The sequence below is a fragment of the Paraburkholderia hayleyella genome (genome assembly GCF_009455685.1).
In the GTDB taxonomy this organism is placed as follows: domain Bacteria; phylum Pseudomonadota; class Gammaproteobacteria; order Burkholderiales; family Burkholderiaceae; genus Paraburkholderia; species Paraburkholderia hayleyella.
Genome location: NZ_QPES01000001.1, coordinates 2,467,964 through 2,494,698 on the forward strand (window position 1 = coordinate 2,467,964; position 26,735 = coordinate 2,494,698).

The 26,735-nt window shown below is 56.0% G+C and carries 21 protein-coding genes, 1 tRNA gene and 3 pseudogenes; 19 read left to right on the plus strand and 6 right to left on the minus strand.

Features of this window, described 5'->3' with window-relative positions:
• Positions 1–12 precede the first annotated feature (12 nt).
• Positions 13–3,237, minus strand: a complete 3,225-nt coding sequence (gene cas9 / locus GH657_RS10900; protein WP_281349385.1) for a type II CRISPR RNA-guided endonuclease Cas9 — start codon at positions 3,235–3,237, stop codon at positions 13–15.
• 566 nt (positions 3,238–3,803) lie between these two features.
• Here cas9 and GH657_RS10905 point away from each other — a divergent pair.
• The 3 genes from GH657_RS10905 to GH657_RS10915 all read left to right on the plus strand — a co-directional run bounded on the left by GH657_RS10905 (position 3,804) and on the right by GH657_RS10915 (position 6,342).
• The gene (locus GH657_RS10905; RefSeq protein WP_153100784.1) at positions 3,804–4,154 is read left to right on the plus strand and encodes a DUF4212 domain-containing protein; all 351 of its coding nucleotides are present in this window, start codon (positions 3,804–3,806) and stop codon (positions 4,152–4,154) included.
• On the plus strand, positions 4,151–6,169 hold the full coding sequence (locus GH657_RS10910) for a sodium:solute symporter family protein (protein ID WP_153100785.1): 2,019 nt from the start codon (positions 4,151–4,153) through the stop codon (positions 6,167–6,169). Before GH657_RS10905 ends, GH657_RS10910 begins: the two co-directional genes overlap by 4 nt.
• An 83-nt stretch (positions 6,170–6,252) precedes the next feature.
• Positions 6,253–6,342, plus strand: a tRNA-Ser gene (locus GH657_RS10915).
• Positions 6,343–6,438: 96 nt separating this feature from the next.
• Here the strand turns inward: GH657_RS10915 and GH657_RS10920 are convergent.
• Positions 6,439–6,807: pseudogene (locus GH657_RS10920) on the minus strand (integrase core domain-containing protein); the annotation flags it as partial.
• A 253-nt stretch (positions 6,808–7,060) separates the two neighbouring features.
• On the opposite strand from GH657_RS10920, the gene GH657_RS10925 reads away from it, so the two are divergent.
• The 5 genes from GH657_RS10925 to GH657_RS10945 are packed head-to-tail and all read left to right on the plus strand — an operon-like array spanning position 7,061 to position 11,576.
• Complete coding sequence (locus GH657_RS10925; protein ID WP_153101722.1) at positions 7,061–9,349, plus strand: type VI secretion system Vgr family protein; 2,289 nt, start codon at positions 7,061–7,063, stop codon at positions 9,347–9,349.
• Positions 9,349–9,855, plus strand: coding sequence for a DUF4123 domain-containing protein (locus GH657_RS10930; RefSeq protein ID WP_174769934.1), 507 nt, complete (start codon positions 9,349–9,351; stop codon positions 9,853–9,855). Before GH657_RS10925 ends, GH657_RS10930 begins: the two co-directional genes overlap by 1 nt.
• Positions 9,842–10,186, plus strand: coding sequence for a hypothetical protein (locus GH657_RS10935; protein WP_153100787.1), 345 nt, complete (start codon positions 9,842–9,844; stop codon positions 10,184–10,186). Before GH657_RS10930 ends, GH657_RS10935 begins: the two co-directional genes overlap by 14 nt.
• Positions 10,187–10,840 carry a Tox-REase-5 domain-containing protein gene (locus tag GH657_RS10940; RefSeq protein WP_153100788.1) on the plus strand — a complete coding sequence of 218 codons (654 nt, stop codon included), beginning with the start codon at positions 10,187–10,189 and terminating at the stop codon, positions 10,838–10,840. It abuts the gene before it with no gap.
• On the plus strand, positions 10,815–11,576 hold the full coding sequence (locus GH657_RS10945) for an Imm52 family immunity protein (protein ID WP_246174055.1): 762 nt from the start codon (positions 10,815–10,817) through the stop codon (positions 11,574–11,576). Before GH657_RS10940 ends, GH657_RS10945 begins: the two co-directional genes overlap by 26 nt.
• Positions 11,577–11,731: 155 nt before the next feature.
• Here the strand turns inward: GH657_RS10945 and GH657_RS10950 are convergent, their stop codons facing one another.
• Positions 11,732–12,790 carry a synaptonemal complex protein 1 gene (locus GH657_RS10950; protein WP_153100790.1) on the minus strand — a complete coding sequence of 353 codons (1,059 nt, stop codon included), beginning with the start codon at positions 12,788–12,790 and terminating at the stop codon, positions 11,732–11,734.
• A 205-nt stretch (positions 12,791–12,995) separates the two neighbouring features.
• Between GH657_RS10950 and GH657_RS10955 the strand changes: the two are divergent.
• Together GH657_RS10955 and poxB are read left to right on the plus strand one after the other, a co-directional pair.
• Positions 12,996–13,373: pseudogene (locus GH657_RS10955) on the plus strand (transposase); the annotation flags it as partial.
• A gap of 567 nt (positions 13,374–13,940) precedes the next feature.
• Entirely contained in the window at positions 13,941–15,662 is a 1,722-nt protein-coding gene (gene poxB, locus GH657_RS10960) for a ubiquinone-dependent pyruvate dehydrogenase (protein ID WP_220094843.1), read from the plus strand.
• Positions 15,663–15,928: 266 nt separating this feature from the next.
• On the opposite strand, the gene acs is transcribed toward poxB, so the two are convergent.
• Positions 15,929–17,911, minus strand: a complete 1,983-nt coding sequence (gene acs / locus GH657_RS10965; protein WP_153100791.1) for an acetate--CoA ligase — start codon at positions 17,909–17,911, stop codon at positions 15,929–15,931.
• A 251-nt stretch (positions 17,912–18,162) separates the two neighbouring features.
• Between acs and GH657_RS10970 the strand changes: the two genes are divergently transcribed.
• From GH657_RS10970 to murI, 5 genes are all read left to right on the plus strand, one after another.
• Complete coding sequence (locus GH657_RS10970) at positions 18,163–19,080, plus strand: DMT family transporter (protein ID WP_153100792.1); 918 nt, start codon at positions 18,163–18,165, stop codon at positions 19,078–19,080.
• A 150-nt stretch (positions 19,081–19,230) separates the two neighbouring features.
• A complete protein-coding gene (locus tag GH657_RS10975; protein ID WP_153100793.1) occupies positions 19,231–19,842 on the plus strand; it encodes a TIGR00645 family protein in 612 nt (203 codons plus the stop codon).
• A gap of 56 nt (positions 19,843–19,898) precedes the next feature.
• A complete protein-coding gene (locus GH657_RS10980; RefSeq protein ID WP_153100794.1) occupies positions 19,899–21,422 on the plus strand; it encodes a fumarate hydratase in 1,524 nt (507 codons plus the stop codon).
• Between the two features lie 174 nt (positions 21,423–21,596).
• Positions 21,597–22,073 carry a bacterioferritin gene (bfr, locus tag GH657_RS10985; RefSeq protein WP_153100795.1) on the plus strand — a complete coding sequence of 159 codons (477 nt, stop codon included), beginning with the start codon at positions 21,597–21,599 and terminating at the stop codon, positions 22,071–22,073.
• Positions 22,074–22,227: 154 nt separating this feature from the next.
• Entirely contained in the window at positions 22,228–23,112 is an 885-nt protein-coding gene (gene murI / locus GH657_RS10990) for a glutamate racemase (protein ID WP_153100796.1), read from the plus strand.
• A 25-nt stretch (positions 23,113–23,137) separates the two neighbouring features.
• Here murI and GH657_RS18415 read toward each other — a convergent pair.
• Together GH657_RS18415 and GH657_RS11000 are read right to left on the minus strand one after the other, a co-directional pair.
• Positions 23,138–23,266 (minus strand): annotated as a pseudogene (locus GH657_RS18415) (CoA-transferase); the annotation flags it as partial.
• Positions 23,267–23,337: 71 nt separating this feature from the next.
• Positions 23,338–23,937: a phosphotransferase gene (locus GH657_RS11000; protein ID WP_343031266.1), complete on the minus strand. Its 600-nt coding sequence runs from the start codon at positions 23,935–23,937 to the stop codon at positions 23,338–23,340.
• Between the two features lie 41 nt (positions 23,938–23,978).
• Here GH657_RS11000 and GH657_RS11005 point away from each other — a divergent pair, with 41 nt between their 5' ends.
• From GH657_RS11005 to GH657_RS11020, 4 genes are all read left to right on the plus strand, one after another.
• A complete protein-coding gene (locus GH657_RS11005; protein WP_153100798.1) occupies positions 23,979–24,401 on the plus strand; it encodes a GFA family protein in 423 nt (140 codons plus the stop codon).
• A gap of 234 nt (positions 24,402–24,635) precedes the next feature.
• The gene (locus GH657_RS11010) at positions 24,636–24,875 is read left to right on the plus strand and encodes a (2Fe-2S)-binding protein (protein ID WP_153100799.1); all 240 of its coding nucleotides are present in this window, start codon (positions 24,636–24,638) and stop codon (positions 24,873–24,875) included.
• 338 nt (positions 24,876–25,213) lie between these two features.
• On the plus strand, positions 25,214–25,954 hold the full coding sequence (locus GH657_RS11015; protein WP_153100800.1) for an energy transducer TonB: 741 nt from the start codon (positions 25,214–25,216) through the stop codon (positions 25,952–25,954).
• A gap of 32 nt (positions 25,955–25,986) precedes the next feature.
• Positions 25,987–26,721: a MotA/TolQ/ExbB proton channel family protein gene (locus GH657_RS11020; protein ID WP_153100801.1), complete on the plus strand. Its 735-nt coding sequence runs from the start codon at positions 25,987–25,989 to the stop codon at positions 26,719–26,721.
• Positions 26,722–26,735 lie beyond the last annotated feature (14 nt).

Genomic DNA, 26,735 nt, shown 5'->3' on the forward strand with positions numbered 1-26,735 from the left:
CCAGCCCACCGTTTACCTCTGCCCTTTAGAGACACGCAATGGTTCACGTTTTTCCTGCCGCACACGATGCAGATTTCCCAGAAAATCCACATGACATTTCTCAATCGACAGTGCGGTTTTAATCCCATTACTTCTAAGCAGACCCTGTTTGGCCTGTAACTGATTACGATCATGCAACCAGATATTGATGGTGCCGGTTGCCCGGTCAAAACCGGCATAGTAGCCTTCACGTACCTCATCTTTAAGGCGAACCGTCACCCAGTCATTGGGATACAAACTAAATAAAAATTGATAACCATCGTCCATTACCACCCAATCATTCTCATTTTTTCCAGAAGTATAAGCTCGATTCGGCATTTCTTTTTTCACGATATCCGACACATAAAGTGGCACAGAATAAAACCGGCTATCTTTAGAAAAAATATCTACCCGAAGCATTGCACCATTATTTGCAATACCGCCACGCACCAGTACGCCACTTTTTTGTGTTGTGATTAATTTGACGCTACGGATAATCGGCGCATTCTCCGGATTAGCTGATGGCTTACATAAAGGCGGCTGTTTTTCATCAAATGCTTTTTTTCCATCTCCGCCAAATGCTTCAAGCCGCGCCCGAATTGTATTGATTAACCCTGTATCACGCCCATACCCAACGATATTTTCCAGATCCTTCATGCCCAGCTCTTTAAGCGGTGTCTTGATGGCCGAGACAAATCCTTCCCGTATCGAGCGAATCGTGTCCTGGTGGGCCGCACCCAAACCCCGTCGCGTCGGTGCGCGTGACACCCTTACCGGACGGATGGCTTCGCGCAACGCATCGTCGTAACCCGGTACGTCAATCAGTTGGCTAGCCGGATCGGGCGTCAGCCAGGCCTGTAATTCCTTGCGAAAATGCGGCCATGGCTCAGGAAAACGAGACTCAGGAATGACCGTGGTAAGTTTGCTCAGAATTTCCCCTGTTTCTGGATCGGTATATCGTTCAGTGACGCTCTCCAGTTCCCTTCTACGAGCATAGTTGGCCATCCGCTTGATCAAATTACGTCCCGTGGCAGCAATAACAGCCGCATCCATCGCATGATGCAAATCACCATTTTTCCGAATCTTGATTAATCCCCAGCGCGCTCGCAGCAGCGAGGTGAGCCTGCCCGATACCACCACGCAACGTTCTGAGCCTTTCACGTCGGGATGCCATTCCAGATAAGTCTCAACGAGCCGTTTAAATTCCCGGCAAATATAACGGGTATCGTTAAGATGGCGCGCCCGAAATTCTTCTGCTTGCTCCGCGCCAAAATGAATCCGTAACAGACTATTTCTCTTGCCCTGGCGCAATGCCTTGTTTCCTTCCACCCATGCTTTAAAGTACCGCCAGCGCTCACTATCATTTTCTCCATCAAGAAATTCATAAGGCGTGCGGTTCCCCTTGTTCTGGTTGCAGGCAATATGCACAACAACCTTATTATTCATTCCATCATCCAGGCTGCGCGAGTACGGCAATACGTGATCCACCTGCGCATAACCCACGCTAAACAGCTGATTAATATCCAGCGCTTTCTGACAATAGGGGCATTGATCCAGTTGCTCCCGAAAAAGCCGCCACTTTTCACGGTCTAGCGCTTTGGGCCTGAAACCAAAGCGTTCCTCAAAATCAGAAACCGATTTTTCTTTTTCCATCTGAAACTCTTTTTGCTCCCGCTCTATTTTTTTACGTTCATCATAAGATTTTGATAAATCCCTGGCCAATTCGATATGCACGGCGGCCGGAGGCCCATATTGACGCACAACCGCATTAACCAGCTTCCGTGCCTGATTCAGCGCGCGATACACTACTGGATTACGAATCAACCCCGAGTCAGGCGGTGGGAGCCATTTCGTTTTAATCGCATCCCTATTCAACTGGCTAGGGTGATAACCTGCCGCCGCAGCCGCCTCATCATAACGCTGACCTTGCTCCATAAAAGGAATGATTTTTTTTAATGCCTTTTGTGACAAATGGATAAACTGGTCAAATGATTCGACCAGCACCGCCTCGATAATTCCGGGCTCGATACCTTGTTCCATCATCCAGTCACGGCTCTCGGCATCATTCTTATAACAGGTCAATGCATAAGCCAGCGTATCGAGCCGGTCTGGATTAATAGAGTCCCGTTGCCACTCTTTATCCAGGCCAGCCTTCCTGTATGCACCACATAGTTCTTTAAAATATTTTGCTTCAAAAAAAACACTGTCTTCATGATTTTTTTCCGCTGCGTCAGGATTAACGCGATACGACACCATGTTAAACCGCTGTGTTCGCTTCAGATCCAGGACATTTCGTACCTGCTGGAAAGTTAATTTCGACAGGATAAATGGCAACTCAATGATTTTCCGTCGCTCATCATCTGTCAGGGGACGCGCATCTCCACCATTGATAATTTTCAGATTATTCAGCTTGCCCAACCAGACAAAACGCTCTGCACGATAGCTCGCTTTGGGGCTACGGAACTCGTCTTTTTCGAACGTACAACGGCCAACCATTTGCAATAGTTTCTCCCCCGATAATGTAGGACGCCGCGCCAACAGCAAAGTGCGCACTTCGTTCTGGAAATTCGCATCGGCATAACGCTGCCCCAGTTCACGCTGACACTCAAATAAAGTGTTTAATTCCGCTTCGATATCCGAGCGCGCAACGGTATGGCTATAACTCCCACCCTTATTGCGTTTCGCCTCCTTGAAATATTGATCATGTGCGATTAGCTCGCCTACCGTCCGGTAGTTTTGCGCCTTCAAAAGAGACTGAATATGCCCAACACCAGCAAGCATTTGTCCGGCTTTCTCGTCTATCCTGGCTTCAGATTTTCGATTGGACTGAAAGCCGCGATGTTTAACAAGATGGTAAAGAGCCGTTGCCCACTCTCCCGGCTCGAGTTTCCGTTCAAGACCCTCAGCCCGTAACGTCCACGGCGAAACCAGAGGATCGATAAATTCTTTCGGCACGATTGAATCAATGATTCCCCTCCGCCTCATCAAACGCGCCAGCCTGACCAGCCGATGGGCATGCCGCCGAAGCCTACGGCGGGTTAAACGAGATTCACGCCGAATGCTATTCAACGACTCTCCTGTTTTAGCCACCTCGGCCCGATCGAAAGTTCGAACATGCATCGCAATAATACGTTGGGCATCGGGCAGCAAAAGCGCAGCGCCCACTGAAGCCATGCCAATATCCAGGCCCAATGTATACGGTAGATTTTTTAATTGCACTGACGATCCTAATCATTTAGAGTGGCCCTCGTTGTAGTCTTCCGGGGTGAGAGCCGTTGCTACAATAAGGTTATCGCTTCATTGCGATGAACCGAACCCGGCCCGACAGGCTTGCCTGTCGGGCCTTTATTTTTTGTATTTCGATATTGCTTTTAAAATTGCGGATGTCTTTCAACACCTTATTTTCAAGATAAGAAGGCCATTGCCCGACTGTATCGAAATCAGAATTTCGTAACGTTCGTAGCGAGCGCGACATTTCATATCGCCATGAATACTGTCGCGCAAATGTTAAAAAAATAATCTCCATCCGAAACGATATCGGTGCACCCATCTCTGGCCTTTGCTTTTTCTTATTGACTTATTTACCTAGCCGAGAAAAATACACGTCGCCCCAGTCCTAAACCTATGGGATCAATCTTAAAATTGATCCACTCTAGAACATCAAGGTGTTTAACCCTTCCTCAATAAAATCTCAAAATTAAATCATTCTGTGACGATGTCCTTATCTAGCGGTCTGCATGGGCAATCCTAATTGCGAACGCTATCTCTTTTTGGTACACAGACACATGTCCAGGCCCTCTCCTTTCCGCCCACCGCCGCCCGTGGAGCCGCCAGCCGTTTCGGCCGAAATGGCGCTCGCTTACCAACGGTATTGGCGTTTTAACCTGCGTCTGATCGCGGGATTACTGACGTTAGGCGGCCTGGTCACGTTTGCGCTCCCATTTGCCGCACGCGAACTCAATGAAATCTCTTTCGCTGGATTCCGCTTGCCGTTTTACTTCGGTGCCCAAGGCGCGATCCTGATTTATCTGGCGCTCGTCGTGAGCTACATCGTGCTGATGCAACGCGCGGACCGAATCTTGCGGCAGCATGCAGACGCTCCGGCAAACGGCAAGCCCCAACCGTCTACCTCATGACGCTCACGCACCGGCTGATTCGTTCATACGCGTTCTACACGCTGGGCTTTCTGGCATTTATCTATGTGATGCTGCAAATCGAGCGCAGCACCGGGCCTGGCACGTGGATCGGCTATGTCTTTCTGTTTGTGCCCATCGCGGTTTATGCGGTCATCGGCCTGTTATCGCGCACCTCGGATCTGGTCGAATACTACGTCGCCGGGCGGCGTGTGCCAGCCGTCTTCAACGGCATGGCGACGGCCGCCGACTGGCTCTCAGTGGCCTCTTTCATTGGCCTCGCCGGGTCACTCTATGCAACCGGCTACGATGGCCTCGCCTATCTCATGGGCTGGACCAGCGGCTATTGTCTCGTGGCCTTGTTGCTCGCCCCGTATGTGCGCAAGCTGGCGCGCTATACCATCGCCGACTTTCTCGGCACACGGTTTTCAAGCAATCTGGTCCGTGGTCTCGCCGCACTCGCCACGATTCTGTGTTCGTTTGTCTATCTTGTCGCGCAAATTCAGGGCGTCGGCCTGATTGCCGCGCGTTTTATCGGCGTCGATTTCGCCATCGGTATTTTCTGCGGGCTGGCGGGCATTCTGGTTTGTTCGTTTCTCGGCGGCATGCGCGCGGTGACCTGGACGCAAGTGGCGCAATACATCATTCTGATTGCCGCCATCCTGATTCCCGTGGCAATGATTGCGCACAAGGATGGGCTCGGCTGGATACCGCATTTCAGCTACGGCAAGCTGATGACGCAAGTCGAAACGCGTGAGCACGAGGTGCTTGCTGCGCCAGAGGAACAGATCATCCGGGATCAGTACCGGCAACGGGCGGCACACATCCAGAGCCTGCTCGATACCTTGCCTGGCTCATTTGTGACCGAACGGCAGCGCATGGAGCAGGAGATCAAGACGTTGCGGCGACGTAACGGTCCGTTACGCGAGATCAACACGCTTGAGCGGGCGTTCGAAGCGTTTCCACTGAATGCGGCAAGCGCGCAGATCAGGTGGACGGAGCAGCGCGACACCCTGTTAGCCCGCGCAGCCGCGCCCCTGCCGATGCATGAACCGTTTCCCGCTGCGACACAAGAAGCACGCGAGCACCATCGCATCAATTTTCTTGCGTTGTTGCTGTGCCTCTCGCTTGGGACCGCGAGTCTGCCGCATATTCTGACGCGCTATAACACCACGACATCGGTGGCCTCTGCGCGCCGCTCGGTAGGCTGGACACTCTTTTTCATCGCCCTGTTCTATTTGACCGTGCCGTTGCTGGCTGTCCTGATCAAATACGAAATCCTGACTCACCTGGTAGGCCAACGTTTTAGCGAACTGCCGCAATGGGTCATGCAATGGCGCAAGGTCGAGCCTTATTTGCTGAGTATCAGCAATAGCAATCTCAATGGCATCGTGCATTGGGGCGAAATTCAGATACAACCCGACATGCTGGTACTAGCGGCACCCGAGATTGCCGGGCTGCCCTACGTCATGTCAGGCCTGATTGCAGCAGGAGCGCTCGCGGCCGCGCTTTCGACAGCGGATGGGTTATTGCTGACGATTGCCAATGCGCTCTCGCACGATATCTACTATTTCATGGTGGACCCGACGGCCTCGAGCCAGCGTCGGGTGAGTGTTTCGAAGCTTTTATTGCTAGGCGTGGCGCTTTTTGCGTCTTATGTGGCATCGCTCAATGCGGGAAATATCTTGTTTCTGGTGGGTGCCGCGTTTTCGCTGGCGGCATCGAGTCTTTTTCCGGTCCTGGTGCTGGGTGTGTTCTGGAAAAGAATCACACGGCGCGGCGCGGTGGCAGGCATGGTGGCTGGATTGCTGGTGTGCGTTTACTACATCGTCTCGACTTATCCGTTTTTCATCCAGCTCACGGGGTATCGCGGCGTGCACTGGTTCGGTATCGATCCGATCAGTTCGGGCGTGTTTGGTGTCCCTGCTGGTTTTTTGGGCGCGATTGCGGTGAGCTTGCTGGATACGCGTCCCGATGCCTATACCCGGGCACTGGTCGACTATATCCGGCATCCGTGAGATGGAGCGATGCTGGCAAGCCAAAGGAGAGGCGCGGAAAACCTGGCGAATGGGCGAGAGTTTGCTATACTCTGCGTCCTCGCGGAGAGATGGATGAGCGGTTTAAGTCGCACGCCTGGAAAGCGTGTATAGGTTAATACCTATCCGGGGTTCGAATCCCCGTCTCTCCGCCACAATGGAATATCAAAACCCCGTAAGTTCAAGAACTTACGGGGTTTTTGTTTTTTCTGGTCCATCTGGCCTGACGGGTATTTTCGTACCACTGGTTTCTAGAGATTCACAGCCCCAGTGGTTGAACTACGTTCGCTAGCCCGGCGAAATTCTGCCGGGCTTAGGTACTGCAAACTCGAATGCGGACGCACTTCGTTGTAATGTGTACGCCAGTCTTCGATCACGATCTTCGCTCCGATCCGGTTGCGAAACCATTCCATCGCCAAACATTCATCACGGAATTTTCCGTTGAAGCTTTCGTTGGTGCCGTTTTGCCAAGGCTTACCCGGATCAATCAGTGCCGTCTCAATCTGCTCTTGAACCGCCCATTTCAATAGCGCTGTGCTGACAAACTCTGGCCCATTGTCTGACCGGAGATAACGCGGTGCGCCATGCACGCTAATCAATCGACCAAGCACTTCGACGACTCAACTTGAGCGAATCGATCACGCCACATCAATCGCCAGTACATTGCCGCAGAAATATGCATCGGGAATAGATTAATGCGAAATTCTGTCACGGTTTGTTAATCGCTGCTTATCCCATATTAAATTCGTGGACCTTAATGGATTTAAATGGTCAGGTAACAGGTTTGACAGCTAATGCTGCATCGCTGATCTTTTCAGGGAGCGGGAAGTGGCAGAATTTGATCCATTACGTCAGGGTGTCGCGGGGCGCCAGATGTATTTTCTCGACGTGCCCGGCACCGCCAGCGCGGCGGCGCTCTCGGTCGTGTCGTTCAAGGCCACCGAAAAGATGGGCGCACCGTCCGAAGTGATTGTCGAGGTGACGCATCCCGAACAGCTTCCACGCACCGATTATCTGAACCTTGATGCGACGTTTAGCATCGTGTCCGAGGATGGCCAACCGCGAAAATTCAGCGGCTTCATAGAACGCTTTTCCACGATTCAGACCACGAGCGACTATGTAAAGTATCAAATTGTCCTGAAGTCGCATGTCGGTCGGCTCGCCGCAGTCACCCGAAACAGGATTTTCCAGCATGCTTCAACGCCCGGCATTCTCGCGGAAATCCTGCGCGGTCATGGAATGCGTGAGCATCAATTCAGTTTTCGTCTGCGCCGTCAGTACCCGACACACGCGTTCCGCATGCAGCACGGCATGAGCGATGCAGCCTATGCCCACATGCTCCAGGAGAAAGCGGGTATCTACAGCTATATCCAGGAGACGGAATACGGCGACCAGGTGGTCTACGGAGATGATCAGGATCATTACATTTACGATGAGCCGCAACGCATCGTGCCGTACCGCGAAGCGGCGGGACTTGAGGCGGACGGCGTCGAGGCCGTAACGGCGATCAGGACCCATACCGTGATCGTGCCGCAGTCGTTCGTGGTTGCGGATTACAACCCTGAAAAAGCGTGGGAGCGTCTGAAAGACGAAGTCAATGTGGCCCCAGGCGATTCCACCACCTATGGTCAGCCCTATATTTATGGCACTCACCACCTGGACCAGGCAGGCGCGAAGTGGGAAGCGCAACTCCGCCACGAAGCGGCGATTGCCTGGCAGGTCGTCTATGAAGGCGAAAGCAATGTCCTGGCCTTGCAGCCGGGCTACGTGCTGGAAACAGATATTGTCTTGCCCGATGCACCGAAAGGCCAACTGATTGTCGAAGTCACCCATAGCGGCGCACGCGATGCGTCCTATATGAACAGCTACAGGGCGATTCCCGCCGACCGCCGTTTTCGTCTCCAATTTGAGCCGGAAACCTGGGCCAAAGTGACCGGTACCCTGTCAGCGCGCGTCACAAGCCCGGACGCCTACTCATACGCGTACATCACAAAAGACGGCCACTACATCGTTCGCTTCGATGCGGACTTCGAGACTTGGCCTAACGGTGGCGAGAGCGTACCGCTAAGGCTGGCAAAACCGTTCGCGGGCAAGCTGCAAACCGGCATGCATTTCCCAGCGCTGGACGATGCCGAAGCCGTGATTACCTGTCGTGATGGCGACCCGGACAAGCCTGAAATCGTTGCGTTTCACCATCACAGCCAGGCGCGCGACCTGGTGACGAATGACCGGCGCTGGCTCTCGCGCAACGTGATCCGCACGCAGAAGAACAACAAGCTGCGCATGGAGGACTGGTCGGGCCAGGAGGGCATCAAGCTCAGCACCGACCACTCGGGCAAGTCACAACTGAATCTCGGCTACCTGGTAAACAGCAAGCTCGAATATCGGGGCGAAGGCTTTGAAGCGCGTACGTCCGGTTACGGCGTGAACCGTGCGGGCAAGGGCGTGATGGTCACGACCTATGACCGCCCCGGCGCAACCGGGCACCAGCTCGACATGCAGGAAACCATTGCGCAACTGGAAAGCGCGCTGGAACTTGCGAAGACACTGGCTGGTTCGGCCAGCAGCGCGAAGGCCGAGCCTGCCGACACCGCCGCACAACAGCAGATGAAGGACGATCTGGACGGCCTGAAGAAACCAGGCCTGCTGATGAGCACGCCCGCATCGGCGGGCATTGTCGCGGGCGGTGGCGTTCAGCTTTCGGCGCAGGACAGCATTTCAACCGTTGCCGGGAAAAATGCCGACTGGAGTGTGCTGAAGCGCTTCACGGTCACGGCGGGCGAAAGAATTTCACTGTTCGCACAGAAGTTCGGCATCAAGATTTTTGCGACCAAAGGCCCTGTCGAAGTCCAGGCCCAAGGCGGCCCGATGTCTCTCATTGCGGACAAGGACGTGAACGTCGCCAGCGTCAACGGCAAGGTCAAGGTTTCTGCGGCGCAGGAAATCATCCTGGAGTGCGGCGGCGCGTTCGTCCAAATCAAGGACGGCAGCATTACGCTCGGCGGGCCCGGCGACCTGTTCCTCAAGACCATTACCGTGCAAAAGCAGGGCAAGGCATCGATGTATGGCGTTACGCCGTGGTCGCTCCTGCCCCAGCCGAGTATTTGTCTCGAATGCATGATTCACGCCGCCGAGCAAGGCTCGATGACATTGGAACGCTGATGATTCCTGCCTCTGTTGCTGCACAACTCCGCGAATTCCGTAAGCGTCACCACTACAGTAGCCATGTCGTGGCGCTGGTTGATGGGCTCCAGTATCAGCAGCACACCGGCTGGCAACTCACGCCCGAAGATGGCATGGCGGTTTCGCTGTTCGCGGGCACGAAAGAGATTGCGCTTGCGCATGCGGGTCCGTGGCTGATTGACCCGAAGACAGCGCGGGAGCGTGTTGGAGACCTTGGCAAACTCGAACAGGGCCGCCCTGGGGTGATCTGGCTGATTACTTCAGAGAGTTTGGAGAGGCAAGCCGCAAAGTTGCGCCCGCACCTGAATACCAGGCTACCAACCGGGCAGTCTGCACTGCTGCGCTTCTGGGACCCCAGGGTATTGCATGCGCTGAATGCAGCGTACCAGGACAAGGCCAGCCGGAGCCTTTTCAGGACCGCCGAAGCATGGCAATACCTCAACGAAGGACAACGGTTCACCATCAACGACAATGCAACTCACTGAAGAACAATGGGCGATCCTGAAAGTCTACGAAGACCGTAACTATGTGGACTTTATCCGCGGCCATATCGTGCGCGATTATCCCAGGCTGGCCGACGATCCGACTTTGCGCGACCGGCTCAATGCAGCTTATGCGCGCACGAAAGAGCTTGGATTCACCTACGACCGGCAGATCGTTCAGTTTCTATATCTTGAAGCGATTGCAGCTGGCTTTTACACGAAGCCAGCCATCGCGGCATGGCTCGGCAAACCGGGCATGCCCCCTGAACAGCGCTTTGATATGGCAATGGATGTAGCACGCGCGAAGCTGCGTGAGAAGAAGGAGAACAGGTAAATGGCGGTATTCGTAATTCCCCTGCTCGGAGGGGCTGGCGAAGCCATTGCAGCCGCATTGTCGGCGTTCGTTTCATCAGGTGCCGCAACGGCGGTGGCGGGCGGCGCGGCGGCGGCGGCTGTTCTGGCGTTGCCGGGAGACACGGCACAGGACAATGACAAGGCGAGAGCGGAAGCACAGGCAAACACGCGCACGCAGCAACCGCGTTGCAAGTGCCCGCCTGAGAAAAGCGGCGAAAAAGTGCGGAGAAAGCACAACATGAACCCCGAGCCGCGGCGTTATCAAGCCCGCATCACTGGATACGAATACGGTATCACGACGGATGGCAGAGGCCGAGAGACTAAGGATGACTGGAATATGGAGTTTGCCTGGCTGGGGACGGATTTCGACGGCTTTGTAAAAGAGCAGTGCCTATTGCAGGAAGCCAAGGGAAATTACGATCAATTACTGGATAAATTTTTTGATGAAAATGGCGATCCGAAATACAACTTTGATGGATTTACCTCGACAAAAACCCAAATATTTAAACAAGGCACGCTTGTTAAGAAAAATCCACCAACAAAATTGATATGGTACTTTCAAACACCCGAAGCACGAGTGTATCTGATGGATACGCTTGCGCGCGCCAGTGTCCCCTCTGTTTATCAGCCGTGAGAATTTCATGTACTTAACTTCACAGCATCGAGATAGTGAAAACCTAAGAAAGGCAGATTTTGAATTTCACCTCCGACGTTTGCGACCTGTCATTGAACTTCTTGCTGAAAAGGATGCGAAATTGGATGGGGATTGGTTTCTGGGCGGAAGTAGTATTGCCGATGCTCAACGATTCCCGGTTTTCAGTGGTCGCGCGATCAGAAAAGAAGTCATTGACGAATTGCGAAGAAAAAATGCTGATGTTATTGACGACGCCAAGTTCATCGGAATATGGAATGGAGATTTACAAAAAGGTTGTGGCAGCTCGATTGAATTTTGCATTGACAGCACGGTGTTTTCCAATACTTTCGAGTTGACGGTCAATGAAATGACTGCCGAAACCTCCAGGCTTGGAGACTATAGATCGGCGGTGGAAGTTGTAGAAAAGGTCGTCGAAATTTATACTCCGTCGAATTTAACGTTTGGGCCAAGGAAATATCAGGGAAAGCAGGTATTCGAAGATCGGCCCGGCGTTAGCTGGATGCTTTATTTGCCGCATGTCCTCGAGTCAAGCCAGGTTCCCGAAGCACGCGACCTGATTCCTGTCATGCGCGACGACAGGCAGCAAGGCACGATCATCGTTAGCGTGACGGACGCGGTATTCGATGTGAACAACCGCGATCACGTCAAGGCGGCAAACGATATCGAAATCCGTTTGGCTGACCAGGACCTGTTGCCGCGTTTCGTTGATCTTTAAGTTGCCTGTTTATATAAAATCGCCCTTTCCAAAATTCCGGTCGCGTATCAAGTTAGTGAGCTAGCTAGATACGCGATTCGGCTTTGGTGACGACGATACTACATTGTATGCGCGATATGCCCAAGTGTGACGTGGGCGTATCGCGTCAACGGAGTCTATGAGTAATCTACGAAGTACACTGGCTTGTCAGACATTAAGCTATTCATTAAAGACGATGCACGGATAATAAATTTTCCCATATCTGCCATCAGGTTATCCAGGATCTGGTAAAAATCGGGAGATAGCGGCTCGCCGGACAAAAATTCCGGAAAATTTTTGTCGAAGGACTCTATTTTGTATTTTTCATTAATATTATCACTGTGTTTTAATAGGGTGCTGGCCATGTTGATAACTTTATTATTTCCATCTTTTTGGTTATCGGTTAAATCACTTTTCGTGGAAAGAACACCGGAAAGTACCCTCACAGTCCCTTCCAGAAATTTCTTGCAATTTTTCATTTGCTCCAAATTTTTTTTGTAAGCATCAAGTTTTTCATTCCTCTTCTGCGTCGGTATAGTAGGACGACCCATGCTGCCCACTGGGGCCCCCAGAAGCGTTTCATATATTAATGAATTGGCGTCTTTATTGAATTCTTCTATTTTAGAAATATGGCTATTCAGGAGTGGGATAGATTCGGGAGGCAACGAGTTCATAAACGAAAAATTCGCTAAATCTGTGCTAAAGGACTCTTCGGAAATATTTTCACTTTTGCTTAATAGGATCTGAATTGCTCTGATCAGAGGAGAGAGGCGGTTGCTTTCATAATCCGAGTTATTTTTTATAAAATTTTCAGATGAAAGTTTTTGCGCGGCTAATTTTAAAATTTTCACGTGCGCCAGTCTTTCCTCATCAACTCTTTTTAAAAAATTAAATTTTTCAGTTGTAATATTTTGTTCTTTGGAAATATTATCTGAAAAATTGTGCGGAACTTTCCCTGGGTTGTCGACCTTATCCTGCGTCTCCGTTTGGGGACTGGCTAGCGTAACACTTCGATTTTCAATCTTGATTTGATCCGTGAAAGATGACTGCGACTTGGCAGTTGTAGAGCCCGTATCAACCGAGTCAATAGTACATATTTTTCCTCCGATATTTGATGATGTAGTTTCGTTGTTCTGATCCGTATTAATCGACAGATTTCTATCAATTCTAGAAGATGTTGCTGATGAAGTTTGCATGTTCGAATTAACTTTTTGGTTGATGTATATGAAGTCGGCTTATTGCCGCCTCATGATTTTAGTAACATTACTCGAAATAACGTTCCATTGAGGTGGTGAACCGCCCCGGGAATCGTGGAGGCTGGTTGGTTTAAGTTAATGCGGGTTTAGCGGTAGTGACCTGACCGTGAAATTTCGTACCAAAGAAATCTAGAGAGAAGTTGGTATGAAGAAGAGCCGGTACAACGACGAACAAATTGTGCGGATATTGCGCGAGGCGGATCGGGAGAGCGTTCCTGAAGTGGCCAAGCGCCACGGCGTAAGCGAAGCGTCGATCTACGCCTGGCGAAAGCGCTTCGGCGAGATGGTCCGCGACGACGTTAAACGCCTCAAAGCGCTTGAAGCAGAGAATGTCAGGCTGAAGAAGCTGGTCGCCGACCAGGCGCTGGTAGCTCGAAACTCGGTGTGGTGCTATGACTTCGTATTCGACGCCTGTGCGAATGGCCAGCAGGTCAAATGCCTGACGGTGGTCGACGAATATACGCGGGAGTGCCTGGCGATTGATGTGGCGGGATCGATTCGCTCAAGTCGAGTCGTCGAAGTACACACTACAACGAAGTGCGCCCGCATTCGAGTTTGCAGTACCTAAGCCCGGCAGAATTTCGCCGGGCTAGCGGACGTAGTTCAACCACTGGAGCTGTGAATCTCTAGAAACCAGTGGTACGAAAATATCCGTCAGGTCACATCCGCTGTTGCCCGATGTTTCGCCGCGAACTCTGCTGGCGAAAGATAGTTCAGTGCGCTGTGAGGTCGTTCCTCGTTGTAGTCCAGGAAGACAACCCGCCAGGAAAAGCACTCGCCCCAACCCTCCTCCCTCCCTCACACCCAGCACCGCTGACAGCAACGGTACGCGTTCCGCGAAGCATTCTTGCCGTCCGTTCTGCCGACTTCCTGCTTCGTTATCCATATATTGCATTCCTCACCGATCCCCCAACGCGACGGGCGATAAACTGTCGACGCTCGCATCGGTACGAAGAAATAGCGCGGGCCTGACACATGGACATTTCAGACACGGTCGCGGACCCGCACGTGCTCAAGAACCTGATGCAACGCAATACAGGTTGACCGGTTGAAAGCGCTGTGCGAATCCGCTCACTCACAAAGGAACATCATGGCAACAGCAGCGGACTACCTGGTCGATACACTGATTCAAGCTGGCGTAAAGCGCATTTACGGTATCGTCGGCGATTCACTGAACGGCATCTCTGATTCGCTCAGACGCTCCGGCAAGATCGACTGGATCCACGTCCGGCATGAGGAAGGCGCCGCCTTCGCGGCGGGGGCGCAAGCCCATCTCACTGGCGACCTGGCGGTATGCGCCGGGAGCTGCGGACCGGGCAACCTGCATCTGATCAACGGATTGTTCGACTGCCACCGCAGCGGCGTGCCGGTACTCGCCATCGCCGCGCACATTCCCAGTTCGGAGATCGGCATCGACTACGCTCAGGCGACGCATCCGGAAAACCTGTTCAAGGAGTGCAGCCATTACGTGGAACTGGTGTCGAACGTCAGCCAGTTGCCACAGATCCTGGCCCGCGCGATGCGTGTCGCGGTCGCACGGCGCGGTGTGGCGGTCATCGTGGTGCCGGGCGACATCATGCTGTCCCCTACGACGGCCAAGCCGGCACCCTGGCTGCTACCCTCGGCGCCGCCCATGCTGCGCCCGGCCGACGACGAGGTCTCACGCCTCGCGGGCATGCTGAACGCGGCATCGCGCGTAACGCTGATGTGTGGCGCTGGCTGCGCGGGCGCGCACGACGAAGTGATCGAGCTTGCCAGGCGCCTGAAAGCGCCTATCGTGCACTCGTTGCGCGGCAAGGAGTACATCGAGCACGATAACCCTTACGACGTCGGCATGACCGGCATGGTGGGGTTCGCGTCGGGCTACGCCGCGATGAAGGCATGCGACATGCTACTGCTGCTCGGCACCGATTTTCCTTATCGCCAGTTCTATCCGGAAAACGCGAAGGTCGCCCAGATCGACGTGCGTCCCGAAGCACTCGGCAACCGCTGTGCGCTCGATCTTGGCCTGCTCGGCACAGTCAAGGACACGCTTGCCGCGTTGCTGCCCGCGCTCAACGAAAAAACCGATTCAGCGTATCTCGACAGCGCGCTCGCGCATTACCGGCAAGCGCGCAAGGATCTCGACGCGCTTGCGGAGAGCCGTCCGTCGAGTACGACGATCCATCCACAATACGTGACGCGGCTCGTGAGCCAGCTCGCGGCTGACGACGCGATCTTCACTTGCGACGTCGGAACGCAGGTCGCATGGGCGGCGCGCTATTTGCAGTTAAACGGTCGGCGTCGCCTGATCGGTTCGTTCAATCACGGTTCGATGGCCAACGCGATGCCGCATGCCATTGGCGCACAAGCCACGTATCCCGGACGTCAGGTGATCTCGTTGTCCGGTGATGGCGGGTTCACGATGATGATGGGCGATTTCCTCACGCTGGTTCAGGCGAAGCTGCCGGTGAAGTTGATCGTTCTGAACAACGGCACGCTGGGTTTTGTGGAAATCGAAATGCGCACGGCGGGCCTCGTCGATTCCGGCTGCGATCTGGTCAACCCGAACTTCGCACGCATGGCTGAGGCGGTGGGCGTGAAAGGCTTCCGCGTCGAGAAACCGCAAGAGCTCGAAGGCGCGCTCAAGGCCGCGCTCGCACATGACGGGCCGGTGCTGGTCGATGTCGTCAGCTCGCCCCAGGAACTGATCATGCCGTCCAAAACGACCTTCGGTGAAGCCTGGCATTTCGGCCTCTTCATGATGAAAGCGGTCATGAACGGCCGCGGCAGCGAGCTGATCGATCTGGCGAAAGTGAACCTGACACGCTGAACCGGCACGGCGCTTCCAGGCGGTGCCGAGGGGTCATGTACAGCGATGTCGGGCCGCCCCTAACGATGAGGTTCTCGTAGACATCGTATGACCCGCCGCACCGGGATAAACAGCAAAACCGCGAGGTAGTATTTTGCCGAAGCGATGGCAAACAGACTACCTCGCCCAACTGTTACAGCGTCTTTCGCACGCGATTGACGCGATTGACGCGATTGTTTCAAACGCTGTAAAAACACAAAAAATTAGCGCGTGTAACCAGCCTGCCCCTAGAGCACCTGCCCCAACTGCTCCAGAATCGCTGGATTTTCCAGCGTCGAAACATCCTGCGTAATCGCCTCGCCCTTCGCCAGCGAGCGCAGCAGCCGGCGCATGATCTTGCCCGAGCGCGTCTTGGGCAGATTGTCGCCAAAGCGGATATCTCTCGGCTTCGCAATCGGGCCAATTTCTTTGGCGACCCAGGCGCGTAACTCTTGCGCCAGTTGCGTTGCTTCATCGCCTGCCGGGCGCGAGCGCTTGAGCACCACAAAAGCCACCACGGCTTCGCCTGTCGTGTCGTCGGGCCGGCCCACCACCGCCGCTTCCGCCACCAGGGGATGGGAAACCAGCGCCGATTCGATTTCCATCGTGCCAAGGCGATGGCCCGATACGTTCAGCACGTCATCAATACGACCCATGATCGTGAAGTATCCGGTCTCCTTGTCGCGCACCGTACCATCTCCCGCCAGATAGAGCGTGCCGCCTAGCTCGGCCGGAAAATAGCTTTTTTTGTAACGTTCAGGATCACCCCAGATAGTGCGCAGCATCGCGGGCCATGGACGCTTGATCACCAGGATGCCGCCTTGCCCATTGGGCACATCGTGGCCGGTTTCGTCCACCACGGCGGCCATGATGCCGGGCAGCGGCAAGGTGCAGGAGCCCGGCACCAGCGGGGTCGCGCCGGGCAGCGGGGTAATCATGTGTCCGCCGGTTTCGGTCTGCCACCACGTATCGATAACCGGGCAGCGTCCACCGCCGACCTTGTCGTGATACCACATCCAGGCTTCGGGATTGATCGGCTCCCCCACCGTCCCAATGATGCGTAACGACGAAAGATCGAAGCGTTGCGGATGCACTTTCGCATCCGCTTCGGCCAGCTTGATCAGCGAGCGAATCGCTGTCGGCGCAGTGTAGAACACGCTGACCTTGTGCGTTTCGATCATGCGCCAGAAACGTCCGGCGTCCGGCCAGGTCGGCACGCCTTCGAACACTACCTGGGTGCCGCCCAGCGCCAGCGGCCCATAAGTGATGTAGCTATGCCCCGTCACCCAGCCGATATCGGCGGTACACCAGAACACGTCGGCGGGCTTCCAGTCGAAGGTCCATTTCATGGTTTGGGCGGCCCACAGCAGATAACCGCCGGTGCTGTGCTGAATGCCCTTTGGTTTGCCTGTCGAGCCCGAGGTATAGAGAATAAAGAGCGGATGCTCCGCGCCCAGCGGCTCCGGCGCGCAGGTATCGGCTTCGGCTTGCATCAGCTCATGCATCCAGACATCGCGGCTGGCGTGCCACGCCACCTTGCCGCCCGTGCGGCGATAAACGATCACGCTCTGGACATGCTCGCACCCCCCAAGCGCCAGGGCGTCGTCGGCGATCTGCTTGAGCGGCAGCGCCTTGCCGCCTCGCATCTGTTCATCGGCGGTAATCAGCGCGACCGCGCCCACGTCCACCAGGCGCTCATGAAGCGACTTCGACGAAAACCCGCCAAACACCACCGAATGGATCGCGCCAAGACGCGCGCATGCCTGCATGGCGATGATGCCTTCGACCGACATCGGCATGTAAATCACCACGCGGTCGCCCTTTTTGACGCCGCGCTTTTTGAGCGCATTCGCCATCCGGCACACGCGCTGCAACAAATCGAGGTAAGTAACGCGGGTGACGTGGCCGTCATCCGCCTCGAAGATCACCGCGACCCGGTTGCCATTGCCCGCTTCGACATGACGGTCAAGACAGTTGTAGGAAACGTTGAGTTCGCCATCTTCGAACCACGTATAAAACGGAGCGTTTGATTCATCGAGTACCTTGGTAAAAGGCTTGCTCCAGCTCAATGTTTCGCGTGCCAGACGCGCCCAAAAGCCTTCGTAGTCGCGCTCGGCCTCGGCGGCAAGCGCGTGATAGGCCTCCATGCCGGACACCGCAGCCCCGGCCATCGCCGCTGCCGACGGCGGGAAAACCCGGTGTTCGTGAAGAACCGATTCAATCGCAGACATCGACTACCCCCTGATGATGATCAAACTTGTAAGCCGAACTGGAACCTGTATGGTCACGCGACAATAAGCGCTACAACTTACCCGGCACTTACGTCGGAGAGGAGGTCTGGCGCCCTGCACCGCACGCCTGGCGTGAGCGCATGCGAGTCGCGGCAAATCACTACTCGCACCCTGCACCCTGTTTACGCTATAACAAACGCCCTCGCGTCATGCTAACTGAACCTCACTGAACTCGCCGACCGGATTCCAGCTTGAATCGCTACGCCCTGCTCCTGATCGCATCGATGCTGCTCGTCGGCAGCAATGTCGGCATTGGTAAATCCATTGTCGCGTTTCTCCCGGTTTCGCTGTTCGCCTTGCTGCGCTTTCTGCTTGCGATGGCGGTGCTTGGGCCGCTCCTGCGCTGGCCCAAACTGCGGCGCGTCACCGCCAGCGAATGGCTCAACCTGTTCTTGCAGGCGTTCTTCGGCACCTTCGGGTTTACGCTGCTCATGCTCAACGGCGTGCAGCGCACCAGCGCCGTCGCAGCGGGCGTGATTACCAGCACCATTCCCGCGATCGTCGCGCTGTTTGCCTGGCTCTTTCTGAAAGAACGGCCCAATGGATGGACCCTGGCATCGATTGCGCTCGCCATCGTCGGCATCGGCGTGATCAATCTGGCGCAGGCTGACGTTCATGCCAACGCCGCGGCACAAGGCTCGTTCGCGGGCAATCTGATGGTGCTAGGCGCGGTGTGCTGCGAATCGCTCTATGTCATCCTGTCGCGCCGCCTCACGCAAACGCTCGCACCGCTCGAGATCTGCGCCTATACCCACCTGTTCGGCCTGTTGCTGATGCTGCCGCTCGGTGCGGGCGCGCTGCTGCATTTCGATTATTCAAGCGTGCCCGCCGGTATCTGGCTGCTGGTGCTCTGGTATAGCCTGGCCGCCAGCATCTTCGCATTCTGGCTCTGGATGAAAGGCATCCGTCATATCCCCGGCAGCCAGGCCGGCGTGTTCTGTGCGGTGCTGCCGATTGCGGCAGCGCTCTACGGCATCCTGTTCCTGCATGAGCGTCCGACGCTCGCGCACGGTGTGGCGCTGATCTGTGTCATCGCGGGCATTGGCCTTGCCAGCGGCAAGGGCCGCCAGAAAAAACAGGCGCCCCCGCTTCCTTCAGGCCGCGCCTGAAAACCACACCCAGGGCTTGACCCCAGGCCCCTGGGCGCTTGTCCATGGCGATGCGATTCCGATACCTGAGGCTGTACAATAGCGCGCCTGGCGCCAGGGGCAATCCAGCCCTGCACGCTCTTTTTTTCCGCGTTCATCCTCCCGAGTCCCATGTCCGCTCCACGCCGTCCCCTTGCTACGCAGCCTCGCCGTCCCATGCGCCCGCTTCCTGCCGTGATCTTCATGAGCCGCTGGCTACAGGTGCCGCTATACCTCGGGCTCATCGTCGCGCAAGGGGTCTACGTCGTCCTCTTTCTGAAAGAAGTCTGGCATCTGGTCACCGCCTCGATGACGCTGGACGAAACCAACGTCATGCTCGTCGTGCTGGGCCTGATCGATGTCGTCATGATTTCAAACCTGCTCATCATGGTGATCGTCGGCGGCTATGAAACCTTTGTTTCGCGTCTTGGCATCGAAAACCATCCCGACGAGCCCGAATGGCTCGATCACGTCAATGCGGGTGTACTGAAGGTCAAGCTGTCGATGGCGCTGATCAGCATTTCATCCATCCACCTGCTGAAAACCTTTATCAATCCCGACCAGCATTCCGCGCATGCGGTGATGTGGCAGGTCATCATCCATATTGCGTTCCTCGCCTCGGCGCTAGTGATGGCGTGGGTCGATCGTCTGACCACCTATACGCATCCCGAGCATTTCCACGAGAACGCTCACGGGCACCCTGCTGTGCCCAATACTGTTTTCCCCGAAAAAGCGCACGACTGACTTCGTTCCGCCCAAGAACGCGGCAGATCAAGTGCCCCCGTCCCCACGAGAGCGTCATGACCGTTATCCAGCAGGAAGATTTAATCCAGAGCATTGCTGACGCCCTTCAGCACATCAGCTACTACCATCCACTCGATTACATTCAGGCGCTTGGCCGCGCTTATGAACTCGAACAAAGCCCCGCGGCGAAAGATGCGATCGCGCAAATCCTGACCAATAGCCGCATGTGCGCCGAAGGCCGCCGGCCTATTTGCCAAGACACCGGCATCGTCACGGTGTTCGTCAAGGTCGGCATGGATGTCCGCTGGGATGGCGCCACACTCAGCGTCACCGACATGATCAACGAGGGCGTGCGCCGGGGCTATACCCATCCGGACAACGTGCTGCGCGCCTCCATCGTGAGCCCGCCCGAGGGCGCGCGCAAAAACACGAAAGACAACACCCCGGCCGTGATCCACTACGAAATCGTTCCGGGCCATACCGTCGAGGTCCAGATCGCGGCCAAGGGCGGCGGCTCCGAAAACAAGACGAAGTTCGCCATGCTCAACCCCTCCGATTCGATCGTGGACTGGGTGCTCAAAACCGTGCCCTTGATGGGCGCAGGCTGGTGCCCGCCAGGCATGCTGGGCATCGGCATCGGCGGCACCGCGGAAAAAGCGATGGTGATGGCCAAAGAATCGCTGATGGATGCCATCGATATCCAGGACATCATCGCCCGTGGGCCACGTGACTGGATCGAGGCCCTGCGGATCGAGCTGTACGAAAAGGTGAATGCGCTGGGTATCGGTGCTCAGGGGCTGGGCGGTCTGGCCACGGTCCTCGACGTGAAAATCATGGCCGCGCCCACACATGCCGCCAGCAAACCGGTGGCCATCATCCCGAACTGCGCGGCTACGCGACACGCGCACTTCACCCTCGATGGCTCGGGCATCGCCCAGCTTGAGCAGCCCTCGCTGGACGCCTGGCCGAAAGTGCAATGGGTAGCCAATACTGAAACCAGCCAGCGCGTCGACCTCAATACGCTGACGCCCGAGCAGGTTGCCAGCTGGAAGCCAGGCCAGACGCTCCTGCTGTCCGGCAAGATGCTGACGGGCCGCGATGCGGCGCATAAACGGCTTGCCGACATGCTGGCCAAAGGCGAAAAGCTGCCTGTCGATTTCACTAATCGCGTCATCTATTACGTGGGCCCGGTCGATCCGGTACGCGACGAAGTGGTGGGCCCAGCCGGCCCCACCACCGCCACGCGCATGGACTCGTTCACCGAGCTGATGCTGGCGCAAACCGGCCTGATTTCGATGATCGGCAAAGCGGAGCGCGGCCCGGTCGCCATCGAGGCGATCCGGAAACACCGGGCGGCTTATCTGATGGCCGTAGGTGGGGCCGCCTATCTGGTTTCAAAAGCCATTCGGGGTGCCAGGGTACTGGCCTTCGAAGACCTGGGCATGGAAGCGATTTACGAGTTCGATGTTCAGGACATGCCGGTGACCGTGGCGGTCGATTCGACAGGCACGTCAGTTCATCAGACAGGGCCTAAAGAGTGGCAGGCGAAGATCGGCAAGTTGCCGCGGGTGTCTGTCTGAACAGCACGGTTTTTTCAGGCTGCCATGACACCACGCCGCAGCGGTTTGCTTTGACATGGTGTCAAGAAAATCTGTTCGCAACTGTGAACTCATGCATCCGGGCCTTGGCTTTTTCAGGCTCGGCGTTTATTGTTGTTGCTGCTTTAAAACCCCCACAAACAAAAAGGAAGAATCATGCAAGGCGACAAAAAAGTTATCGAATATCTCAACGCGCAGTTGAAGAATGAACTGACAGCGATCAACCAGTATTTCCTGCATGCCCGCATGTACCGGCACTGGGGTCTGGAAAAACTCGGCAAACACGAATACGACGAATCCATCGGCGAAATGAAACACGCTGACTGGCTGATTGAACGCATTTTCATGCTGGATGGCCTGCCTAATCTTCAGGATTTGCACAAGCTGCTGATTGGCGAGGAAACCGGGGAAATTCTGGAATGCGATCTGAAACTTGAAAAGATCGCGCAAAGCACATGTAAGGAAGCCATTGTGTATTGCGAATCAGTACGCGATTTTATTTCACGTGAGATTTTTACAAAAATTCTCGACGACACAGAAGAACACATCGACTGGCTTGAAACACAAATCGATCTGATCGGCAAAGTTGGGATTCAAAACTACCAGCAATCCGCCATGACACTCGATTCCTGAATGCACAACGTCAGCCAGCACTAGTCAGCATCAGTCCATGTCTACGGTGTTTACATTCACGATTCACGCGATGGCGTGGCTGATGGTGACTCATGGTGGCTGATGATCTGCCGGGCACCGCTTACCGGCTGCTTCCTTTCGCCTCCCGCCTCTTATGACCCCTTCGCCACGCCATGCCTCGCTGACGATGTCGGCCACGGCACCAGTCGGGGTTTTCGATTCCGGCTTAGGGGGCTTGTCCGTGTTGCGGGCCATTCGGGCGCAGCTTCCTGACGAAGCTTTGATTTATGTCGCCGATTCCCGTTATGCACCTTATGGCGAGCGCGATGACGATTTCATCGCCGACCGGACCCTGGCGATCGGTCAGTGGCTGGTAGCGCAGGGAGCCAAGGCGCTGGTCGTCGCCTGCAATACGGCGACGGCGCAATCCATCGCCCTTGTCCGCCAGCAACTGGCCATTCCACTGGTGGGCGTTGAGCCCGGCATCAAGCCTGCCGCCCAGATATCCAGAACACGCATCGTGGGCGTTTTGGCCACACAAGCCACATTGCGCAGCATCCGTTTTCAGGCACTGCTCGATCAATATGGCTCTGACTGCCGCTTTTTGTGCCAGCCTGGCCACGGCCTGGTCGAAGCCGTTGAACAATGCGATATCAACTCCGACGCACTCCGTACCCTGCTGCAAAGCTATCTGCAGCCCATGCTGGATGCGGGGGCGGATACCCTCGTCCTCGGCTGCACGCACTATCCGTTTCTCGACGCGGCGATCCGCGATATCGCCGGCGAGCAGCTCACCTTGATCGACACCAGCATCGCCATTGCCCAGCAACTGGAGCGCGTTCTCGGCCGGCATGCGCTACTGGCCAGTCATGACAGTCATGCAGGCTTACCGCGCTTTTGCTCAACGAGCGATGGCGCGCATCAGCGGCAACTCGCCGCCCTGCTGCTGCAAATCGACGCCCCCGTGGAGCAGATCGAGATCGCCTCACGCCGCACCGCGCCCCCGGAATACCTCTCATCGGCCGAACCCCGGCCGTAACCATAAATACAGCGTCATCCAGTCATTTCCCCAGGCCAACCGCATCGATGCCCGCGTGGCTGAAAATCGCCGTGAGACCCTGCACGCCGGTATGCATCATCGCGTCGGTCAGCCTCTCGGGAATACCGCATAGACCGAATCCGCCGATGGTCAACCGTCAACCGTCAACGTTGACCGTCCCGCACTAGCTCCTGGAAAGCATGGCAGCGTCCGGATTACCCCGGTTCATGTGTCGCCTCCTCCATCAAAGCGCGCTGGCTCGCGTTCCCGGCGGGTGTCGTCATACCGCTGCGCGCACTGCCAGCCGATAGCGGCCAGTGGCTCTGCCTTCGCGGCCGTCTCGAGGGCATCCGCCGCCGCGGCATTGCCGTGCTGAGCCCGCTCGCCGATGCCATGCATGATTGCAGCCATGCGAAACAGGTTATAGGCCAGATAGAAATCCCAATGCTGCCGAACGCAACGCCCAGTGGCTGCTTCGTATTGGCCGATATATTGCGTCTCTGTGGGAATGCCAAGCGTGGCCAGATCCAACCCTCCGATGCCGCGCCAGACCGTCGACGGGATCCTCCAGCTCATGCAGTGATAGGCAAAATCCGCGAGTGGATGACCCAGCGTGGACAATTCCCAGTCAAGCACCGCGATCACCCGGGGCTCGGCTGGATGAAAGACGAGATTGTCGAGCCGGTAATCGCCGTGGATGAGTGTGGTCTCGTCGTCATCCGGCACGTCTTCCATCCGGGCCATCACGATGGCGTAGGCAGCGCCGAGCGCACCCGTGATAAACCATTTGGTGCCGTTGATGAGGTAATCGTCGCCTTCCCGCACTGCGGTGGTGTCAGCATGGACGGGTCCGCGCCCGCACCGGCATGCCAATCGTCAGGTCAGTGTCCGGGGGTTGTTATTGCGGTGAAATTCGCTATCAGGCACAGGGTGAAGTGCGCAGCCGCCTTCAGTGCCACTGCCGCGAATGCCAGTACCTTTCAGGCGGCCATCCGAATGTCATCATGGTCATGCCCGCCGACGGATTCCGTTATCTCACCGGGCAACCGAAGTCATTCACACGCAACGATATCGACCAGCCCGTCACGCGCGAGTTTTGCGGCACCTGCGGGACGCACTTGCTGACGCGCTCACCGCGCCTGAGCGGCCTGGTTCTGATCAAGGTCGGCACGCTGGACGAGCCCGCTGTCTTTGGGCGCCCCGACGCCGCCATCTTCGCTATTGACAGGCAGACGTTCCACCACGTCCCAGAGAACGTGCCGTTATTCGAACGGCGTAAATTGCCCTGACGGGCGGCGGGTCCGCCTGCTACGCCCTGTCCCCCATTTCATGACGACAGGACGTCCTGATATCCCGGCCAACCTGGGTGACAGGCGTGACGTGCGCATGCGCCCTCATCACGCCCTACCCGCGTAAAAACCGGACAATTGCGCTGTGCACAACAATATTCCCGTATCAGGCTTGCCAAACCCACAAAACATAATGATAATAATTCGCATTACCGTTACTCTTCGTACCCCATCATGATTGTCTGTGTCTGCAAATCTGTTTCCGACCGGGAAATCCGCGCCTCTATCGCAGAAGGCGTGGACTCGTTCGATGAGCTTCAGTTTGAGCTCAGCGTGGCGACATGCTGTGGCAAATGCGAAGAGTCCGTGCGTGATGTCATGGCGCAATCAGGTGTCTGCGCCAGCCGCTGTGGCGTTGAGCACTATGCACAACAGTCTGCTCCGGTGACGTTTTATCAGCGTACGGCTGCTTGATACTGATTGATACTGATTGATACTGCTTGACATCTTTTAACATTCAACACTGAACACCGTGCCATTATTGGCCTTCCCGTTGCACGTGATTGCACGAAACCCAACACGCCAGGCCCACCTCACCCACCTCATTCGCTGCGCACCGCGCTTCATCTAGCGCACCCCGTCTGCAAGCCGCATGCTATTCAGCCAGCTGACCACTCTCACCCCCATCCAAGGAGTTCGAGATGGAATTGCTGCTCGGCTTTGTAACCACCCTGTGCATTTCGTTGCTGATCTTCCGCAAATGACACTGCCTTACCTGAAAGTGCAGAACCCACGCATCCGGTTGCGCTAGCATGCAAGCCTCATCCCCGGCCTCTACCGGCTCCTTGTCAGCCGACCTTACCCGAATGAATCCTCGCATCATTGCAGCGATAGCTGTCGTGGTCGTGATCCATATCGTGTTGCTCACGGTCTTGCTTCGTGCCCACAACGACACGCCTCCTCGCGCGATCGAATCACGCACGATCACCGCTGAGCTGCTCAGCCCGACGCCCACCGCCGCGCCAGCAGCGCTACAGTCAACGCCACTGCCGCCCACTCCAGCACCGCCCACGCCACCGCGGGCCAAGCCCAAAGTACAACCCCGGCCTGCGCCTGCGGCCAAACCCGCGCCGTCCGTACCGTTACCGGAAGCCACCGCGCCTTCGGCCCACGCCATTGCTTCAACCGAGCCCTCAACCGAGCCCGCGCCTGCCGCCGCGGCACCTGCCGCTGCCGCCACACCAGCACCCGGGCCCACGATGGCGCTGAGCGCACCCAAAAACGTGGCTCACCTCGACTGCAATATCATTCAGCCGGCTTATCCCGCGCTCTCGCAGCGCCGAGGGGAAAGCGGCACCGCGCATGTTCGCTTCGTCGTTGGCCTGAGCGGCAAAATCGAAAGTATCGAGCTCAAAAAGAGCAGTGGTTATAGCCGTCTGGATGACGCGGCCGTTGCGGCGATGCGCGCCAGTTCGTGTCGTCCGTATATCGAAAACGGCACCCCCATCCGGGCCATGTACACCCAGCCTTTTGAATTCGGTCTCAATGACTGAAGCAGAACTCACACAAAGACAAAGGAATTGCAATGCAAAACTATGGTTTAGCGCACGTTTGGGCACAGGGCGATTTCGTCACGTGCGGGATCGCAATCGCGCTGCTGATCATGTCCGTGCTGTCATGGAGCGTCATGGTCATCAAAGGCTGGAACGTCTTTCGTCTCAAGCGGCTGACCCAGAATGCGGAACAGGCGTTCTGGCATTCCGACGATTTCGCCGATGGCATCAAAAAACTGGGGCATGACACCTCCACCCCGCAAAACAACCCTTTTCTGGCGCTCGCCCTGGCCGGTCAGGAAGCCGCCGATCATCATCATCAGACTCAACCCCATCTGCATGACCGCATGGACGTATCCGACTGGATCACGCGTTGTCTGAAAAACACCATGGACGAAAGCATCGCGCGCATGCAAAGCGGGCTGGCCATACTCGCCTCTATTGGCAGCACCGCACCTTTCGTCGGGCTGTTTGGCACGGTCTGGGGTATTTATCATGCGTTGCTGACAATCGGCGCGACAGGCCAGTCGTCCATCGATCAGGTCGCGGGCCCCGTGGGTGAGGCACTGATCATGACGGCCTTTGGCCTCTTCGTCGCAATTCCGGCTGTGCTGGGCTACAACGCGCTGACCCGCGCCAACAAGGCGATGGTCAACAAACTGAGCCGCTTTGCCCACGACCTGCACGCCTTCTTTGTGACAGGGACACGCCTGTCATCCTCCCGCCGCCGCGATGGCCTGCGCCTCGCCACGACGCACAACCACTAATCCGGGCGAGGCAC

Bases quoted from the DNA above. Each gene is read 5' to 3' on its own strand.
- acs (WP_153100791.1), bottom strand. From the start codon at position 17,911: ATGTCTGCGATTGAATCGGTTCTTCACGAACACCGGGTTTTCCCGCCG.
- GH657_RS10905 (WP_153100784.1), top strand. From the start codon at position 3,804: ATGTCCAGGCCCTCTCCTTTCCGCCCACCGCCGCCCGTGGAGCCGCCA.
- GH657_RS10950 (WP_153100790.1), bottom strand. From the start codon at position 12,790: ATGCAAACTTCATCAGCAACATCTTCTAGAATTGATAGAAATCTGTCG.
- GH657_RS11015 (WP_153100800.1), top strand. From the start codon at position 25,214: ATGCAAGCCTCATCCCCGGCCTCTACCGGCTCCTTGTCAGCCGACCTT.
- GH657_RS10925 (WP_153101722.1), top strand. From the start codon at position 7,061: ATGTATTTTCTCGACGTGCCCGGCACCGCCAGCGCGGCGGCGCTCTCG.
- GH657_RS10910 (WP_153100785.1), top strand. From the start codon at position 4,151: ATGACGCTCACGCACCGGCTGATTCGTTCATACGCGTTCTACACGCTG.
- GH657_RS10975 (WP_153100793.1), top strand. From the start codon at position 19,231: ATGTCCGCTCCACGCCGTCCCCTTGCTACGCAGCCTCGCCGTCCCATG.
- poxB (WP_220094843.1), top strand. From the start codon at position 13,941: ATGGCAACAGCAGCGGACTACCTGGTCGATACACTGATTCAAGCTGGC.
- GH657_RS11020 (WP_153100801.1), top strand. From the start codon at position 25,987: ATGCAAAACTATGGTTTAGCGCACGTTTGGGCACAGGGCGATTTCGTC.
- GH657_RS10930 (WP_174769934.1), top strand. From the start codon at position 9,349: ATGATTCCTGCCTCTGTTGCTGCACAACTCCGCGAATTCCGTAAGCGT.
- GH657_RS10980 (WP_153100794.1), top strand. From the start codon at position 19,899: ATGACCGTTATCCAGCAGGAAGATTTAATCCAGAGCATTGCTGACGCC.
- GH657_RS10935 (WP_153100787.1), top strand. From the start codon at position 9,842: ATGCAACTCACTGAAGAACAATGGGCGATCCTGAAAGTCTACGAAGAC.
- murI (WP_153100796.1), top strand. From the start codon at position 22,228: ATGACCCCTTCGCCACGCCATGCCTCGCTGACGATGTCGGCCACGGCA.
- GH657_RS11005 (WP_153100798.1), top strand. From the start codon at position 23,979: ATGCCAATCGTCAGGTCAGTGTCCGGGGGTTGTTATTGCGGTGAAATT.
- GH657_RS10940 (WP_153100788.1), top strand. From the start codon at position 10,187: ATGGCGGTATTCGTAATTCCCCTGCTCGGAGGGGCTGGCGAAGCCATT.
- bfr (WP_153100795.1), top strand. From the start codon at position 21,597: ATGCAAGGCGACAAAAAAGTTATCGAATATCTCAACGCGCAGTTGAAG.
- GH657_RS11010 (WP_153100799.1), top strand. From the start codon at position 24,636: ATGATTGTCTGTGTCTGCAAATCTGTTTCCGACCGGGAAATCCGCGCC.